Origin of the sequence: Segatella oris, from assembly GCF_900637655.1 — a bacterium.
Classification (GTDB): Bacteria; Bacteroidota; Bacteroidia; order Bacteroidales; family Bacteroidaceae; genus Prevotella; species Prevotella oris.
Map to the genome: position 1 here is coordinate 765,349 of NZ_LR134384.1, position 17,855 is coordinate 783,203.

15 protein-coding genes are annotated in these 17,855 nt (G+C 43.5%); 7 read left to right on the forward strand and 8 right to left on the reverse strand.

Annotated features, from left to right (window positions below):
* Positions 1–63: 63 nt before the first annotated feature.
* The 4 genes from EL210_RS03115 to EL210_RS03130 form a co-directional block, all read right to left on the reverse strand.
* Positions 64–321, reverse strand: coding sequence for a glutaredoxin (locus EL210_RS03115; protein ID WP_018920695.1), 258 nt, complete (start codon positions 319–321; stop codon positions 64–66).
* Between the two features lie 44 nt (positions 322–365).
* Positions 366–887, reverse strand: coding sequence for a GNAT family N-acetyltransferase (locus EL210_RS03120; RefSeq protein WP_018920696.1), 522 nt, complete (start codon positions 885–887; stop codon positions 366–368).
* 12 nt (positions 888–899) lie between these two features.
* Entirely contained in the window at positions 900–1,079 is a 180-nt protein-coding gene (locus tag EL210_RS03125) for a DUF3791 domain-containing protein (protein ID WP_004372978.1), read from the reverse strand.
* Between the two features lie 89 nt (positions 1,080–1,168).
* Positions 1,169–1,657, reverse strand: coding sequence for a 3'-5' exonuclease (locus tag EL210_RS03130; RefSeq protein ID WP_018920697.1), 489 nt, complete (start codon positions 1,655–1,657; stop codon positions 1,169–1,171).
* Positions 1,658–1,957: 300 nt separating this feature from the next.
* On the opposite strand from EL210_RS03130, the gene EL210_RS03135 reads away from it, so the two are divergent.
* The 6 genes from EL210_RS03135 to EL210_RS03160 are packed head-to-tail and all read left to right on the forward strand — an operon-like array spanning position 1,958 to position 10,800.
* Positions 1,958–2,644: an HmuY family protein gene (locus tag EL210_RS03135; RefSeq protein ID WP_018920698.1), complete on the forward strand. Its 687-nt coding sequence runs from the start codon at positions 1,958–1,960 to the stop codon at positions 2,642–2,644.
* 29 nt (positions 2,645–2,673) lie between these two features.
* Positions 2,674–4,893 carry a TonB-dependent receptor gene (locus tag EL210_RS03140; protein WP_025879662.1) on the forward strand — a complete coding sequence of 740 codons (2,220 nt, stop codon included), beginning with the start codon at positions 2,674–2,676 and terminating at the stop codon, positions 4,891–4,893.
* 12 nt (positions 4,894–4,905) lie between these two features.
* Positions 4,906–9,159, forward strand: coding sequence for a cobaltochelatase subunit CobN (locus tag EL210_RS03145; RefSeq protein ID WP_026285974.1), 4,254 nt, complete (start codon positions 4,906–4,908; stop codon positions 9,157–9,159).
* 12 nt (positions 9,160–9,171) lie between these two features.
* Positions 9,172–9,876, forward strand: coding sequence for a hypothetical protein (locus EL210_RS03150; protein WP_025879661.1), 705 nt, complete (start codon positions 9,172–9,174; stop codon positions 9,874–9,876).
* A complete protein-coding gene (locus EL210_RS03155; RefSeq protein WP_018920702.1) occupies positions 9,873–10,484 on the forward strand; it encodes a MotA/TolQ/ExbB proton channel family protein in 612 nt (203 codons plus the stop codon). The genes EL210_RS03150 and EL210_RS03155 overlap by 4 nt, the downstream gene beginning before the upstream one ends.
* On the forward strand, positions 10,471–10,800 hold the full coding sequence (locus tag EL210_RS03160) for a DUF2149 domain-containing protein (protein ID WP_025879660.1): 330 nt from the start codon (positions 10,471–10,473) through the stop codon (positions 10,798–10,800). Before EL210_RS03155 ends, EL210_RS03160 begins: the two co-directional genes overlap by 14 nt.
* Positions 10,801–11,013: 213 nt before the next feature.
* Here EL210_RS03160 and EL210_RS03165 read toward each other — a convergent pair whose 3' ends face one another.
* The 4 genes from EL210_RS03165 to nhaA form a co-directional block, all read right to left on the reverse strand.
* Positions 11,014–11,763: a porin family protein gene (locus EL210_RS03165; RefSeq protein WP_025879659.1), complete on the reverse strand. Its 750-nt coding sequence runs from the start codon at positions 11,761–11,763 to the stop codon at positions 11,014–11,016.
* A gap of 3 nt (positions 11,764–11,766) precedes the next feature.
* A complete protein-coding gene (locus tag EL210_RS03170) occupies positions 11,767–12,921 on the reverse strand; it encodes a PCMD domain-containing protein (protein WP_018920705.1) in 1,155 nt (384 codons plus the stop codon).
* A gap of 88 nt (positions 12,922–13,009) precedes the next feature.
* Entirely contained in the window at positions 13,010–14,638 is a 1,629-nt protein-coding gene (locus tag EL210_RS03175; RefSeq protein ID WP_025879658.1) for an alpha-L-fucosidase, read from the reverse strand.
* Positions 14,639–14,659: 21 nt separating this feature from the next.
* The gene (gene nhaA, locus EL210_RS03180) at positions 14,660–15,988 is read right to left on the reverse strand and encodes a Na+/H+ antiporter NhaA (RefSeq protein WP_018920707.1); all 1,329 of its coding nucleotides are present in this window, start codon (positions 15,986–15,988) and stop codon (positions 14,660–14,662) included.
* Positions 15,989–16,274: 286 nt separating this feature from the next.
* Here nhaA and EL210_RS03185 point away from each other — a divergent pair, with 286 nt between their 5' ends.
* Positions 16,275–17,627: a TIGR00341 family protein gene (locus EL210_RS03185; RefSeq protein WP_018920708.1), complete on the forward strand. Its 1,353-nt coding sequence runs from the start codon at positions 16,275–16,277 to the stop codon at positions 17,625–17,627.
* The last annotated feature ends 228 nt before the right edge of the window (positions 17,628–17,855 follow it).

Sequence of the window (17,855 nt, forward strand, 5' to 3'; positions counted from 1 at the left end):
AAGAGTTGTCATGCAATATTTAAGATTCGACACCTTAATTTTATTTTCCACTCTTTTCATTCCTCATTCTAAAGGTTCCAATCCCACCTCACTTGACATCAGCGTTACGCTGCCGTCTTCGCGCATATAGCATGGAATGCAGACGTCGCCCGTGGCTTTTTCCTCAGCAAAGGCAGGATTGTTGTCGCGCAGATTGAGGAATTCTTTCATATCATGCACATCGTTACCAATATCAATCACCTTAAAATTTGGGTTGCCTTCCACCTGTTTCATCACGTGAGCACAGTAAGGACAGGACTTCATCACATACATCTTAATCATCTCTTTACCTTATTATATTTTAAAATATTGTTCTTTTCGGTTTCTCAGAATATGCTTTTGTGCAAAAAACAACGCTCAAAAGCCAGTCGCATTCCATGTGCTCCATAGTCTATTTCGCCACATGCTGTGAAACCAAGTCGATGGAGCAGTGTGCGCATCTCGCGGTTATCGTGGTTCGTATCGACTTTGATGCTGTGGATATTCTGCTCCCGACATAACCTTTCTACGTTCTGAAAGAGTTGCCGCGCATAGCCTTTCCCACGCTCATTCATGGCTACTGCCACACGATGCACCACCATATAATCACCCTCTGTAAGCCATTTTGCCGAGCGTTGGGCGTAAGCCGGTTCGCCATTCGCTATCACAACGGCATACGCTTTCACGTCGTTTCCATCGGCGAGCACATAGGCATGGCCCTGCTGAATGTCGTTGGTTATCTGTTCGCGCGAGGGATATTCCGCTGTCCATTGATGCCTTCCATCGGCCAGCATCTTCCACCTTGCAGCGTCAATCACCGCCCAGCACGCATCAAAATCCAGTAGGTTGGCTTGTCTGAAAGTTGTCATCGGAATGCAATATCATTCGTTATATTCAATTAAAAACTCGTCTATGAGGTATTGGTCGCTACGGCAATGCAGGTCGGCAACGCCATTCTGAATCATTTGAAAAGTCACAGAGTGATAGAATTTGTCCATTGCTTCCTCCAAAGAAATACCCAACTGTTCGGCTATTCCCTTGATAATGCGGGCATATTTCATTTGCAAAATCAAGTTGGTCGAAGGTCATTGTTACCTTATATTAGATAGACAAAGATACAGAGAAACTTCCGAAATTGCAAGAAAACCGCTTATAATATCTGCAATGCAATAGCTGCGCAGGCTTCGGCATCGGCAAGTGCGTGGTGATGATTGGTCAGATCATAGCCACAGCGGGCTGCAATGATGTCGAGATTGTGGTGGCCTTGTGGCCAGACTCGACGTGACTGGGCGAGCGTGCAATAGAAGGAATAGTCGGGATAGTCCATTTGATAGCAGCGGAAAACGGCTTTCAAACAACTCTCATCAAAGGCTTTGTTATGGGCAACGAGGGGCAAATTAACGATGAGTGACTCCACTTTGCGCCACACTTCGGGGAAGATTGGCGCATGGTTGGTGTCTGCTTGTGTCAATCCATGCACGTGAGTGTTCCAGTAAGTATAGTAATCGGGCTCGGGATGAATAAGCGAATAGAAGCGATCGGCTATCTTCCCGTTGCGTATAACCACCAATCCTACGGAGCAAACGCTGGTCCGTTCATTGTTGGCTGTCTCGAAATCAATGGCTGCAAAGTCTTTCATTACAATTGCAAATATAGTGAATCTTGAGGAAATATGCAAGAGGATAGACCACCTTCTCTGTTTATTTATTTTCTTGTTTTTGTAGATAGGCGATCATTTTAATTACGGGAAAATTAAATAGTAGGTTTAGATATCCTAAATTATTGTGTTTGCAAAAACCTATTCTCTTATTTAGATGAATATATTATGCATAGCCTTTTATTAACATGAAAATACTAATTTTAAGGTATTGTTTAGTTATAGGGGTAGTATTATCTTTGTTCCCGAATAAAATACCATTAATTTTAAATTTATATATTTATGAAACTAAAATCAATTATCGCATTTGGATGCCTCGCAGTATTAACTTTTTCGTCATGCAGTAAGGATGACAATACACCTGTAAATCCTCAAAATGTCAACTCAAAACGTCTCACGCTCAATGCGTCTCCTCGTGACTCTTGGCTTTATGTGAATTTAGAAACTGGTGATACAGTCACTGCAAAAGATGTGAATGAATGGGAATATCATGAGTTCATCATAGAAAATGGGAAATATAAGAAGAAGCCGGACGGTACATTAGACTATAAGGTAACCAAGACTATTCCTGCAGGGAAACCCAATGCACCTAAGACATGGCACTTGGCTTTCCATGTGTATGATGCTCTTATTAACAATGGGGAGGCACTTATGACCAATGAAACTGAACTTTCTAAACTGACAGAAATGCCTAAGGGAAATTATGTAGCCAATAAACAACTTTTCATTCCTGTAGACATGTCTGGTATGCAGAATGGTGTGATGGGCTATTCTAAAGGATTTTCCAATCTTGAATTGAATAAGTGGATTAGCAGCAAGGGTATGCCTCCAAAGTACACGATGAGCGACAAAGTGTTCTCAGTGCGCTTCAAAGATGGAAGCTATGCTTTAATTAAGTTCAAGGATTATGCAGATAAGAAAGGTAAAAAGAAGTTGGTAGACTTTGAGTATAAGTTCGTGAAAAAATAAATAGTTTCTCTAATTAAATACTATATATAATGAAACGATTTTCATTTATATTGGTCTTATTGTTAACGGTGGCTTTAGTCACCGTTAATGCTAATGTCCCTGCTAATCCTCCTAATTATATTATCAAGGGTGTTGTCATGACAGCTAATGGAGAACCTTTAGCAGGAGCATCTATTGTGGTAGAAGGAACGAATATCAATTGCGGCAGCAATTCAAAAGGCGAATTTAGCTTGAATGTCCAGAAAGATAAGGTGTATAAGTTGCGAGTGAGTTACTTAGGCTATACTCCTCGATTAATTACGGTTCCAGCATCGGGACATCCACCGTTGAAAATAAGACTCCAGCCTTCGGAAACTGCACTCAATGAATTAGTTGTTACAGGATCACGTTATGAACGCCAATTGAAAGACGTGCCGGTTATTACACGTGTTATTTCACGTGAAGAGATAGAAACGGTCAATCCTGTAGATTTCACTACATTGTTGGAATACACTTTACCTGGTATCCAATTCTATTATAATACGATGAGTCAGGTACCTGAAATTACTTATCAAGGTATGGATGCAAAGGCTGTACTTTTTTTACTTGATGGAGAGCGCATCAGTGGAGAGAGTGGCGATAGTAATATTGATTACAGTCGGTTTAATATCAATGATATTGAGCGTATAGAAGTGGTGCGAGGTGCAGCTTCCACTTTGTATGACAGTAGGGCTATTGGTGGTGTGATTAATATTATCACAAAGAAAAGTGTTCGTCCGTTTACTGCCAGTATGCATACACGCTATGCAGGTAAGAAAGGGCAGTCTTATTCGGCTTCAGCTGGAGTAAACCTTCATAGGTTTTCATCGCTTACATCTTTTGGATGGAGAAAACGCGACTCCTATCTTGTGAAAGATGAGCAAGGTAAGCAGAAAGAAATCATCAACCCTGACGGTAGTGTGACCAAGAGTAAGACAGAACCCGTTGCATTCAATATTTACGGCTATTCTATTATGGATGTTTCTCAGAAGTTATCCTATAATTTCAGTGATCGCTTTACTGGATCAGCCAGAATTTCTTATTATACTAATAAACGTGACAAGTATGATAATGCAAGGTATTATCAGCGATATAGGGATCTTATTTTGAGCGGAAAGCTTAAATGGCAGTTTGCTGACAATCAGAATCTTGATTTATCGTATATCCGTGATAACTATATCAAGGATAATGTATATGTGGACGATGATGAACGTGTATATGGAAATGTTAACAGTACTATTCGCTTGTATTACACAGGTATGTTTGGCAAACACACTCTGAGTGGTGGCGTAGATCTGTTACGTGAGGACATGAAGCATCATTTCATGAAAGATACAGCTACGGTACACATGAACCAGTATTCATTCTGTTTACAAGATGATTGGCAGCTTACAGATAAAATGAATGTTGTCGTTGGAGTGCGCGGAGATAAGGGTGGAAGTTATAGGCTACATTTTACTCCTAAGGTGTCAGTATTATATCGTCCGTTGAAAACAATCACACTGCGTGCCGGCTACTCTCAAGGTTACCGCATACCAAATTTGAAAGAACTCTATCAGGAATTTAATATGGGGGGAATGGGGATTATGATGTATGGTAATAAGGATTTGAAACCGGAAGAGGGAACTCAGATTTCTGCTTCGGTAGAATATGATTATAAGGGGTTAAATCTATCCGTCTCTACCTATCACAATAGATATAAGAACAAAATTTCGTATGAATATATTTCTCCGGGAAAGTCGTGGAACATGAAATATGTAAATGCCTTGAATGTTAAGACTACTGGTGTGGAGGTTACAGCCAATTATAAACTTCCTTTTGGACTGCGTTTCTCAGGAGGATATTCTTATGTATATGACTATGATGAGCGTGATGGTTATAACATGTCATGGGTGCGTCCGCATAGTGCACGATTGAGTTCTGTCTATAAGCATCGTTTTGGCAAAACTACTGAAAGTGTAGCTTTCAATACATCATGGGTGTCAAGTATAACTCGATACGCTTATAGTAGCAGTGACAAGACCTATACCAAAACGAAATACGATCCGCGTACTTTGTGTTCACTGAACTTACGGTCGGAGCTCCCGAGAGGAATTGCAATAGGGTTGATGGTAGATAATATCTTCAACTATAGGGATAAGGCGGTGGATTCTGCTGTTCAGCTGCCTGAAAACGGTCGTACATTTGTTGCTACGGTGAGCATCAATATTGCCGATATGTTTAAACTTTAATAATCGATGAAAATGAGAAAAAAGATATTTCTCGCAATTGCAGCACTGATATTGTTGGTTGCGGGTGGTATAGTCTGGCACACATGGTTCAGTGTTACGCGCATAGCTTTTGTCAACTATCAAACCATTACGCTTAGCAGGATAGCTAAAGCCAATGATAACTCCTTTATCAAAATTAAGGATGTAAGTACGGAAGAATTGTCAGAGTTAGGTCACTATGATGCTGTTTGTATTGAAGCCATGGGACTTCGACTTACTATGGAGCAGCGTGAAGAAATAGAAAAAGCTCGTAAGAAGGGGGTGCCAATTGTGTGTACAATGATCACAAACCCTGATAATGATTTCACTTCTATGGATTCAGTTACCGCCGACACACTAAAGCGTTATATCAGCAATGGCGGCTATAAGAACTATCGAAGTATGCTTAATTATATTCGTAAATACATAGATAGGAAACTAATTTCGGCACCGGAACCCCAGCCATTGATAGAGAAGATTTACGGATTGCTCTATCATGCAGATCCAAAGCATAGTGATGCGGAAGATATTCAATTTAATAACGTTAGCGAATACCATGCTTTCTTGAAACGTAATGGTCTATGGAAATCTCAGGCTCCTGCGATATTGATTACGGGTTCAATGGGAGAACCGAGAGAGCTGATAGCTCGTTTAGAGGCTACAGGAAATATTGTCTATCCTGTTAATTCTATCAGGGAGTTTATTGGAGAACATCATGTAGATAGTATTCATGTGGCTGCAGTTATCAATATGGCACACGGACGTATGGGTGATGACGTAGTGGAGTTTCTAAAGAACAGAAATATTCTTCTTTTCTCTCCACTTAACATAAATAGAACTGTAAAGTCTTGGGAAGATGATAAAATGGGTATGAATGGTGGTTTCCTCTCTCAAAGTGTAGTGATGCCGGAAATAGATGGTGCACTACGTCCATTCGTATTGTTCGGTCATTTTCTTGGTAAAGATGGTCTAAATTATGTTGCAACAATCCCAGAGAGGCTTGATCAGTTTGTCAAGACCGTTAATAATTATATCAGCCTTGGCAAAAAGCAGAATAAAGATAAGCGTGTAGCTATTTATTATTACAAAGGCCCTGGACAAAATGCGATGATGGCAGGCGGGATGGAAGTCGGTCCTTCACTTTATAATCTTTTAGTCAAATTAAAAAATGAAGGCTATGATGTATCGGGCCTTCCCAGTTCATCAGAGAAGCTTGAAGGGATGATCCAGAAGCAAGGTGCAGTTTTTGGACTATATGCCAAGGGAGCTTTTGATACGTTTATGAAAAGAGAACGGCCGGAACTGATTACGCGCCAGCAATATGAAAGTTGGGTAAAAGCAACATTGCAACCAAAGAAATATGCAGAGGTAGTCAAAGCTTTCGGTGAATTTCCTGGCGCATATATGAATACACCTGATGGTAAACTCGGTATAGCCCGACTTAAGTTTGGAAATGTAGTTTTGTTGCCACAGAATGCTGCTGGTAAAGGGGATAACTCTTTCAAAATAGCACATGGCACTGATGCAGCACCTCCCCACACTTATATAGCCTCTTATCTATGGACACAGTTTGGATTTAAGGCAGACATACTTATTCATTTCGGAACACACGGAAGTTTGGAATTCACTCCTAAGAAACAAGTGGCATTAAGTAGTTTAGACTGGCCGGATAGACTTGTGGGAGCTACACCTCATTTCTATCTATATACTATTGGTAATGTAGGGGAGGGCTTGATAGCCAAGCGGCGTTCGTATGCGGGACTTCAGTCATATCTTACTGCGCCTTTCATGGAAAGTAGTCTTAGAGGAACCTACCGTGAATTAGCAGAGAAGATTAAGATATATAACGATAAACTCGCCCACCATCGACAAGATGTAGCCAAAGCTTCACTGGCTGTTAAGGCACTAACTATTCAATTAGGCATTCACCGTGAACTGGAACTTGATAGTATCCCTGGGAAACCATATTCGGAGAACGATATTCTCAGAATAGATAATTTTGCAGAAGAAATAGCTACAACTAAAATCAATGGTAAACTTTATACACTGGGAGTGCCCTATGAACCTGCTCGTATTACAAGTAGTGTCTATGCGATGTCTACTGATCCTATAGCCTATTCGCTTTATGCTATAGACAAAGCTTTAGGGCGTGCAGATAACACGATAGCTAAACATAATGTACGCTTTACACAACGCTATCTTACACCCGCAAAGGCATTAGTAGGCAAGTTGCTTACCAACCCTGCTTATGCAACAGATGGCATAGTGTGCGCTACTGCACATATTACTCCTCAACAGTTATCTAAAGCGCGTCTTGTCCATAAGGAAATTACAGCGCCTAAAGATATGATGGCTATGATGATGGGGGGAATGTCAAAAGGTAAGTCTTCAATGAAGAGTATGCCTGACATGGTGAAAGGCAATATGTCTAAGTCTATGGGGAAAAGGCCTGGCATGAAAGACAGAATGTCAAATGCGAAAGACGGGAACTCCAAGAATATGGGCAGAATGCCAAAGATGATAAAGGGAGGAATGCCTCAGAAGCCTTCATACAACAAACGTGATAAAGATTTTGCTTTTGCAGTTGTTGAATTAGAACGCACTATCCGTAATGTTTCACTGTATAAGAAGAACCTGTTGAGCAGTCCTCAGATGGAACTGAATAGTTTAATTAACGCTATGAATGGTGGATATACTGCTCCTTCGCCCGGTGGTGATCCCATTGCTAATCCCAACACTCTCCCTACTGGACGTAATTTATATGGTATCAATGCAGAAGCTACCCCCAGCGAGTCAGCTTGGGAAAAAGGGAAAGACTTGGCAGAGAATACCATAGAAATTTATAAACGCCGCCACCATGACAGCATTCCGCGTAAAGTTAGTTACACGCTGTGGAGTGGTGAGTTCATCGAAACAGAGGGAGCAACCATTGCTCAAGTGCTATATATGCTTGGTGTGGAGCCTATTAGAGATGGTTTTGGGCGTGTGAGCGACCTTAAGCTTATCCCTTCTGCTGAGCTTGGGCGTCCCAGAATTGATGTTGTTGTGCAGACCTCAGGACAGTTACGTGACCTTGCTGCCTCACGCTTATTTCTCATCAATCGTGCCGTTGAAATGGCTGCAGCTGCTAAAGATGATAAGTTTGAAAATCAAGTGAGCGAAGGTGTAAAGGAAACCGAACGTGTCTTGACTGATAAGGGCGTATCGCCTAAAGAGGCAAGAGAACTTGCTTCAAGGCGTGTGTTCGGTGGAATGAATGGAAACTATGGCACAGGTATACAGGCAATGGTTATGAGCAGTGACCGATGGGAGAAGCGATCAGAAATTGCTGATACGTATTTAAATAATATGGGAGCTTTCTATGGCGACACAAAGCATTGGGAACAATTCAAAGAATATGCCTTTGAAGCTGCCCTTACACGGACAGATGTTGTCGTACAACCACGCCAGAGCAATACCTGGGGTGCATTAAGTCTTGATCATGTTTATGAGTTCATGGGTGGACTTAATCTTGCTGTGCGCAAGGTAACGGGCAAGGACCCCGATGCTTATTTGAGCGACTATCGCAACAGACAAAACATGAAAATGCAAGAAGTGAAAGAAGCCATAGGCATAGAAAGTCGTACGACTATCTTCAATCCTACTTATATTAAAGAACATATGAAAGGTGGAGCCAGTTCTGCCGATGGATTTGCAGCTATCGTACAAAACACTTTTGGCTGGGAAGTGATGAAACCTGCTGCTATTGACAATGAATTATGGAATGAAATCTATAATGTATATATCAAAGATAAGTTCAACCTTGGTATCAATAAGTTCTTCGAAGAAAAGAATCCTGCTGCCATTGAAGAAATTACTGCCGTTATGCTTGAAAGTGCTCGAAAGGGCATGTGGAAAGCTTCACATCAGCAAGTGGAAGCTTTGGCAAAACGACACGTGGAACTTGTGAATAAATACAAACCTTCTTGTTCAGGATTTGTTTGCGACAATGCGAAGCTAAGACAGTTTATTGTTGACAATAACGCAGATAAACAGGCAAATGAAAGCTATGCAAAGCATATAGAGAAGATACGTGAAAGTGGCCTTGGCGACAAAAAGGGTATTAAAATGCAGAAAGAGACACTTTCCGATACTACTACTGAGAAGCATATATTAAGCAACTTGTTTGTTGTTGCAGCAGCATTTGCCATTATTGTCACACTCATATGGATAGTGCGTCGTAATCGCAAGTTGCGTAACATGAAATAATATTTGCACGAGATGACAACAGTAGTTCTCATATTGATGATATTGGTTTGCTTCAATTTCCTGTTGAAGCAAACCTTTGTCACCCGCAATGTTCTTGCCATTACTACTCTTGTACTTGGTATTTTCGCAGCCTTGATGTGGCAGGTAGCTATAGAACAGTCCAAAACGCAAATCATCGACTGGTTGCACGATACAGCCCTCATGCGTAATATTGCTGCCATATTAAGCATAGATGTGGTGGTACAGCTTACGTTCTGTATTTTCACTGTCCGTAGTGCAGGCAGTCGAGGCAATACACTTCGAAGTCGTATCATAGCAAAGGGACTCTTGTTTTATCCGGGATTCATCATTTTTCCCGTTGTTTTCGCATTGCTTGTACAACTCATTTTCCTGACTCCCGGAGTTTCTTTCACGCTTGTTTCCACTTCATTGGGTGTGGCAATTCTCTTTGCCGTACCGCTTGGCAGAATGGCATTGCGCGCCATTTTGCCCGAGTCCGACTTGCGTTTAGAAATACTTTTCCTCTCCAATGTTCTTGTCGCTCTTGTCGGTATAGTGGCAACAGTCAATGGAGAGACTCAAAATGCTCCTGTCAACACTGTCGACACAGCCTCGCTTATAGGTTTTGTCGTCTTGCTGTTCATAGGAGGTGTCATCGGTTTTATGTGGAACAGATGGCAAGAAAAAATGTTTAATAAAAAAGGATATAACAAATGACTTATATATCAGATTTCTTGTTTTGGATTTCAACAGGCTTACTCGTTCCTGTCATTATCCTACTTCTTGTGCTTTTTGGCAGGGCACTCCTACTGCTCGGTACATTCTTTGGACAGTATATGAACATGAGGAAACTGCATGGTACTGTTATTGCAGAAATGGAAAATCTCACGGTTGATAATGTAAGTTCGCTCAGTACGCGCTTACCGGTTCAGACTTCTTCACTCTTGTTATCATACATATATCGTATGCTCAACGCTCAAGGAAGTCATGCCCAAATCAACCGTTTGCTGTCGCAATACGAAATCGCTGCTGACAAAGAGATGGGTATTTCAAAGACTTTATCCAAGTTAGGCCCAGTGTTAGGACTCATGGGTACGCTTATACCGATGGGGCCGGCCTTAGTAGGACTGTCTACAGGAGATATTGCTTCCATGGCTTATAACATGCAGGTAGCATTTGCTACGACCGTTGTCGGACTCTTTTCAGGCGCAGTGGGTGTCGTGACATTACAGGTAAAGAAACGGTGGCATATGCAGGAACTCACTCAACTTGAGTTTCTCGCAGAGTTATTAACTTCTGAAAATCCAGCGTATGAGACGGCATAGACTACTCTCCCAAGATAGTGATTTCGACCCGATGAGCGTGGTTGGAAATCTCTTTGACATTGCCATGGTCTTCGCTGTAGCACTGATGGTGGCACTTGTCACACGCTATAATATGACCGAAATGTTTAGTACTGAAGACTTCACAATGGTGAAGAACCCAGGTAAGGAAAACATGGAGATTGTCAGTAAGAAAGGACAAAAGATCGAACGTTATACGCCTTCGCACAATCAAGACAATAGTAATGGTGCCAAAGGAAGGAAAGTAGGAATAGCTTATGAACTTGAGAACGGTGAAATTATCTATGTGCCTGAATAAAGTGTAAGCACATCAAGCAGAATATTGCAGTGTGTTCCAATACAAGAGTGTAAGTTCTATATGTCCATTTCTTTATTGTTTTCAAATGCAAAGAAAAGGAAAATAGGGCTTACACTCTTTCATGAGAGGACTTCTTTTTCCTGGAAATCCTGTACAATTTAATGTCGCCGGCAGGATGATATGGGCTGCCTGTCCTCTGAAAGACGGTTTTCCTTACAGATTATATGTTGCGCCAACCGTCGCAAATATAGGATAGAGGGTTTGCTCTATGGTCTTGAAACTGCTGTGGTGGATGCCGTTCAAGCCCCAGTTCAAGTCGAGATAACCGCCCCATTTTTCGCAGAAAGTCCAGTCACAACCCACGGTAAGCCCCACTTGTAGACGGCGCATGTGGTTGCTGAAGTCGTAATCTCCACGTTGACCAGGCTCTTCTCCGATGTTGATTTTGGCCCCGGTAGGCCCTCCCACGCGTAGATATCCACCGTGAGCATAGCCTTCAAACTGGCGCGAGAGCACGTAAGAAGCATACATTCCGGCTTTCAGTCGCACATCATCGCCTACATGAAAGGCTGCCATTACAGGCACCGTGAACATCCATTCGTTTACTTTCGTCTTCACATCGCCCGTAAATTGGCCTTCAAGATGCTGCGTTCCCTGCTCAATGGCCATGTGATAGTTCTTCACACGAGCGTCAACCTGCATGCCTTTATTCTCCAAACGAAGTCCCAACATGACGCCCATGAGCGGCGAAATACGGCGTTCGGCATCAATTCCAAACTGAAAATTCGGCATCAGGGTATAGCTGTTCATGTGTCGGATAGTGCGGGGAAGCCCCACAGGTGCCGTTCCTCCGAGTGAATATCCTACTCTTGCAGTCAGCGAGATGCTGTCCCCGAGAATGTTTTGTGCATTTGCCGAAAGGCTGATGAGCATTGCGGCAAAGGCTATCATGACTTTTTTCATACGCTATTTCTTTTCCTTTTCACAGATAATTCTTACTTTGTCAATACACAATGTCGAGCCGATGGCACCGATAAAGCGGTCGCCTTGCTTGCTCGAAGAGAACACAAGCGCCAAGCTGTAGCCGTTCTGTTCAAGCACGTCGAGATCGATATCAGTCAGGTATTTGAATTTGATTTCGAATTCTGTCCAGTCTTCTTTTGGCTCCACATAGTCCATGTCGGCCATTGCAACGATAAGATTGCTGGTCTTGATGTTGCTTCCATCAAGCACAACTTTCTGGCCGCTGTCGTCATGGTTGCGATAGAATACGGCATAAATGGCGGCACTGTCTTTGACATCTTCAAGTACTTTAGAAGCTCGATCGGTCACAGTTTTTGCAGGGGTGTACTTGTAATACCCCGTAACCGTAAGGGGCTTGCGGTTGAACGGATGCCCGAATTGCGTGGCTTTCAAGGCATCTGCGAGTGCATTTCTCAAGTCGAAAGTACCATAGAAAAGGTTACCTGCGGCAATAGGCATCTTTACCAACTTGCCTAAGCTGCCCGTACTGCGTGTTGTCAGCTGTACAGCTTTGCCGTCAAATCCGTCAATCGGTATGGCTGGATCGGCTTCGGCAGGTTGATCCCAGGCCGACAATGAGAAACCGGCATTGCCCGATCCCCACACATCCTGCATGCCCTCACCGTCTTTTTCCTGCCATTTGTAGAAGTCGGCGAGGCCGGTGAGGTTGGCTTTCACATAGTGTTCGAAGTCAAACTTGACGGTATCGCCCACCATGACTGAAGCTTTTTTAAAGCTGACGCGATAGACACGGCTGTAGTTCCCGTCTTGAGAAGTGACGGTATAAACGACAGGCCCCTTGCTGAAATCATGCTCCGAGCCGTTTGTCGGACTGATTGTTGCCCCCTCAGTGAGCTTGAACTGTGGCGCAAAGTTCGTGACAGTGGCCTTTCGTTTGATTTGAAAAATGAGGTCAGTCGTTGTTGATGACACCTGCAGAAGCGTGTCTGAAAGGTTGTTGAACACCTCTTTTGCATTGCTTACACTGATAAAAGCCTCTTCAATATCGCACTCCGCATTCGGTGCTTCGTCTTTGAAACATGAGGTGAAAGTGGCACAAAGTGCGGCCACTGCCACCATTTTGGAATATATCTTCATCTCCTTTATGAGCTTAAAAACGGTACAAAATTACGAAAAAAAGGAGAAAATGAAGCGTTTGATACATTATTTTACATCGCCATTACACTCATTCAATCTTCATGACCAATGCAATTGTGTTGGGCAAAGCATGGGGAAGGGTGATAGAAAGCCCTTGTTTTGACGACTTGAAAGCCAATTTCCCATAACCCAAAAGCGTGACGCTGTGTGTCTTTAGCAGGGCTTTCAGTTTTACGGTAGCACCTGCCTGCGGTACATCTAACGTCGTTGCATAGATGGTTTTGCCTTTAGTGACATAGCGGATGTCTGCCGAAGTATATTTCACTTTGCCCTCATTGAAGCCCTGTTCCTCTATCGGATTGACTGCTTCTGCAGACGGCCCTTCACCAAACTGATACCAAGGACGCGTGCCATAGATGCTTTCTCCGTTCACATTCAGCCATGCACCGATTTCCCGAACGACTTGATATTCAAGCGAATCTATCGTGCCGTCGGCCCTTACAGGAATGCTCAACAGCAGGTTTCCATTCTTGCTTACTACATCAACGAGCGTCTGGATAACCTCTTTTGCAGTTTTATAAGTGCCGTCATAAAAGCGCCGTTTGTCGTAATGCCATGACCCGATGCAAGTGCAGGTCTGCCAAGGCAGGGGCTGAATTCTATCGGGTGCGCCGCGTTCCACATCCCAAACGATAGCTTTCTTATGCCAGTCTTTCAGCACTTTTCCCGTTACAACCATTTTGTTTCGACCGTTGTTTTCGGCCATACTCTTGTTGTAGAGGTGGGCAGTGAGTTGTAATCCCGCATCAGAGAAAGGGTAGAGGGGCAGCACAGTGTCGTCAAAATAAACCACAGAGGGGGCATATTTGTTAATCAAATCCATGGTTCGGTTGTAGAACCTGTTGCAATAAGCCTGATCGGGAACGGTCACTTGCGCCGGATCCCAATCCCATTCGCCACTGTTTTTGCTGAGTTCGTGGCGCTGTTCATAGAGGTCTTGCGGGTCAAGTCCGTCCCACCAAGTGCCCTTTCCGTCGGCTTTGGTCAGCCTGCCGTCGTAAGGTTGTCCTTTGAAAGTGCCCGTCTTGTCTGCTCCCCTGCTTGTTTCATACCAGGTCCAAGCGTGTGCTGCGTGCACACTCAGCCCCAAAGGAAGTCCCAATTTCCTGCAGGCGGTGGCCCAACCTGCTATGAGATTTTTCTTCGGGCCGATGCTTGTTGCGTTCCAAGGCTGGTACTTACTGTCCCAAAGATCAAAGTTATCGTGGTGGTTGGCGAGTGCAAAGAAATACTTTGCACCGCATTCCTGATAGAGTTTTACAAGCTTTTCGGGGTTCCAGTTCTCGGCTTTCCACTCGTGAATCCAGTCTTTAAAGCCGAAATCCTTTTGTGGATTGCGTGCCTCTTTGCTAAAGGTGTAGGCATCAGAGCTTTGTTCATACATTCTGCGTGCAAACCAATCACCGTATTCGGGCTGGCATTGTGGCCCCCAATGTGCCCAGATACCGAACTTGGCATCACGGAACCAAGTGGGGCATTCATAGTCGGAGAGCGACTCCCAAGTGGGTTTATACTTGCCTTTCTGAATGGGTTCGCGCGATGTGTCCACTTTAACGGTCACGGCCTTTGCTGCTTCCTGCGCACTGTTGTAGCTGTTCTGGGCTGCCAAGGCAAATGGCAATGCCAGCGCAGTGACGAGGAGTGATGTTCTTTTCATATTGGTTATAGATTGATTTTTTTATGATTTCGGGCGCTTTTTCAATAGCATATAGCCGGCAATACCGCCTATGATAGATGCTGCAAAGATACCAACTTTCGACTGAATAACGCTCTCCGACGAGTTAAAAGCAAGCATAGTGACAAACATTGACATGGTAAATCCAATGGAAGCAAGAAAGCCCAAGCCGATGATGATGCGCCATGTCATGGAGTGAGAACGGCGTCCAAGCCCCAGTTTTTCCATGAGCCAAACGGCAAAAGCAATGCCAATGGGCTTGCCAAGCAGCAGACCTGCCATGACACCGAGCGCCACATGATTGGCACTCAGCGTACTGAAATCCATGTCGACAAACGACACTCCTGCATTCGAAAGGGCGAAAATAGGCATGACAACAAACGAAACAAACGGATGAAGTGCATGCTCCAAACGCTGTAAAGGAGGCGTTGCCTGCATGGAATCTGCCTTTACTCGCGTCAGGATATCCAATTGTTCGGGCTCTAAAGTGCGCACATCATTGGGTTCGGCTTGCTCGAACTGACGCGTCAGTTTGTGTATTCTCGCGATGAATGTTGCCTCAGAAATGCGCGAGTCTGCAGGTATAACCATGGCAGCAAGTACGGCAGAAATGGTGGCATGTATACCTGAAGTGAGGAAGGAAAGCCATACACCTCCGATGCCGATAAGCCCGTAAAACCACACGTTTTTGATGCCCAATCGGTTGCCGGCAAACATGATTCCGAGGAACAGGATGCCCAAAGCAAGACTCGAAAACGAGATGTTTGAGGTATAGAAAAGGGCTATCACAACCACTGAACCAAGGTCGTCGACAATGGCAAGTGTGGTCAGAAACACTTTTGCTGACACTGGAATGCGGTCGCCTACCATATATAATACGGCCAAAGCAAAGGCGATGTCAGTGGCCATGGGTATTCCCCAGCCATGAGAAAAGGGCGTTCCAAGATTGAAAAGTAGATAGATCAATGCGGGAACAAGCATGCCGAAGACGGCCGCAGCAACAGGAAGTGTGACCTTACGGAGGTCGCGAAGCTCGCCACCTATAAACTCTCTCTTCAGTTCCAAGCCCACAACGAAGAAGAACATCGACATGAGTCCGTCGTTAATCCAATGGGCAACACTGAAGTTGAGCACTGATTTTCCATCTACGATAAAACCGAAATGATGCTCTAAGAAATGGAGATAATCACTGCGTAAGGGCGAGTTGGCCAGCAGAAGTGCAAGCACAACGAAGACGGCAAGCACTATTCCGCTCGACTTTTCGCGTTGTGTGAATTGCAAAATCGGTAAGAGTAAGCGGTGTTCTATCTGTTTCTGATAACGTTTTCTCATTGTTCCTGTCGTTTGTTTCCTGTCTATATATATGAAAAATGAAATGGGGTTGCTTCAAAACTGCGCTGCCTTGCGCATGCCTTTCGCTTTGCAAAGATAAACGAAAAAGTTGAAAACACGCCTATTTTTCCCCTTAGCTTTCGCTGATTTGGCTTGAGATGAAGGAAGCGGTAATGGAGAACTAATATAACAGCAAGCGTTAAATTACTTTAACGTAGGGCAAATGGCTTAGGTATAAAGGGCAATATGCAAACTCTTTTGTAATTTTGCAGCAAAACAAATAAATATGGAAAGCAATGAAAAATCGCTATGGCAGGTGATTAAAGGGTATTTCAATGCACTGCCAGATAAGGAGAACGAGGAGGAAACTATACAGCAAATTAGCAGTGGAGTAGCCTTTCATGGCTCCAATTTATGGGTCTTAGTGTTTGCTGTTTTCATAGCATCTTTAGGGCTAAATGTCAACTCTACAGCAGTCATTATCGGTGCAATGCTCATCTCTCCACTCATGGGACCCATCATTGGTATGGGGCTTGGTGTGGGTATAAATGACCTGGTCTTGCTGAAAAGATCAATTAAAAATTACCTTGTTGCGACAGGAATCAGCGTTTTAACAGCCACGCTTTACTTTCTTATTACACCTTTGAACGAGGCTCAGTCAGAGCTTTTGGCGCGTACTTCGCCCACGCTTTACGATGTTCTCATCGCTCTTTGCGGTGGTGCTGCAGGCATCTTGGCTCTCTCTACAAAGGGAAAGGGCAATGTTATCCCTGGCGTTGCTATTGCTACAGCTTTAATGCCACCCCTATGTACAGCTGGATATGGACTTGCCATGGGCGAATCGAGTTTCTTTTTTGGAGCATTCTATCTCTTTTTTATCAATACGGTGTTTATTGCTTTGGCAACTTTCATTGGTGTTCGAATGCTTCGCTTCAAGCAAAGAAGATTCATAGACGATGCACGTTTGCGGAAGATGAAGCAATATATCATAGGAATCGTGGTGCTAACCATGCTTCCAGCAGCCTATATGACTCTGCAAATCATTCGACAAAGTGTGATAGAAAATAATGCAAGAAGATTTGTACGTACTGAACTTTCTTTCAAAGGCACAAGGATTATCTCACAAAACTATGACACAAAGGGCAAGGTGTTGAATGTTGTTGCCGTGGGAAAAACTATCTCAAAGAAGGCAATCTGCGAGGCAGAGAAGATGTTGGAAGCCTACAATTTAGCAGACTATAAACTGCATGTGATACAGGGTTCGCAGTCGGATAGTCTGCTCATGGCCAACCAAATGCTTGGAACGGGAACAACAAGTGAACAGGTTAGTAAGCAGAAACTCATAGAGCAGTCAGCTCAAATCAATGACCTTGAGCAAAAACTTGAGAAGTTTACACGCTATACTGAACTGACAAAAGATGTTCGAGAAGAATTAAAATCTATGTATCCAACAGCCAAACTCGTTGCGATTGCTCAGATTCCAGAAACCAAAACAGATACTGTTGTTACGAAAAGCCACGTTATGGCTGTTGTTAGTTGCCTACGCCCACTCAACAATCCTGATAGAGAACGATTGCAAAGTTGGCTGAAATTAAGAACAAAATCCGATAGTTTGAAGCTTATTGTGACGCAGAATTAAGAGTAAGAGGGGGCGGAAAAGTTGATTTTCCTTGTAAACTTTTATCCCCTTTTTTAACACTTCTTGGCGCCGCCAAATAGAAATGAAAACGCAATTTCTGCACTTGTGCAAAGCCATTTCATAGTTCCGATGCTCTCATTTCTATCATCTTGCACCGCGTTTTGACGCTAATTGCATTGCTATCTGCGTCAAAACATGCGATAATCTCATGCAAAATGCAAGGCAATT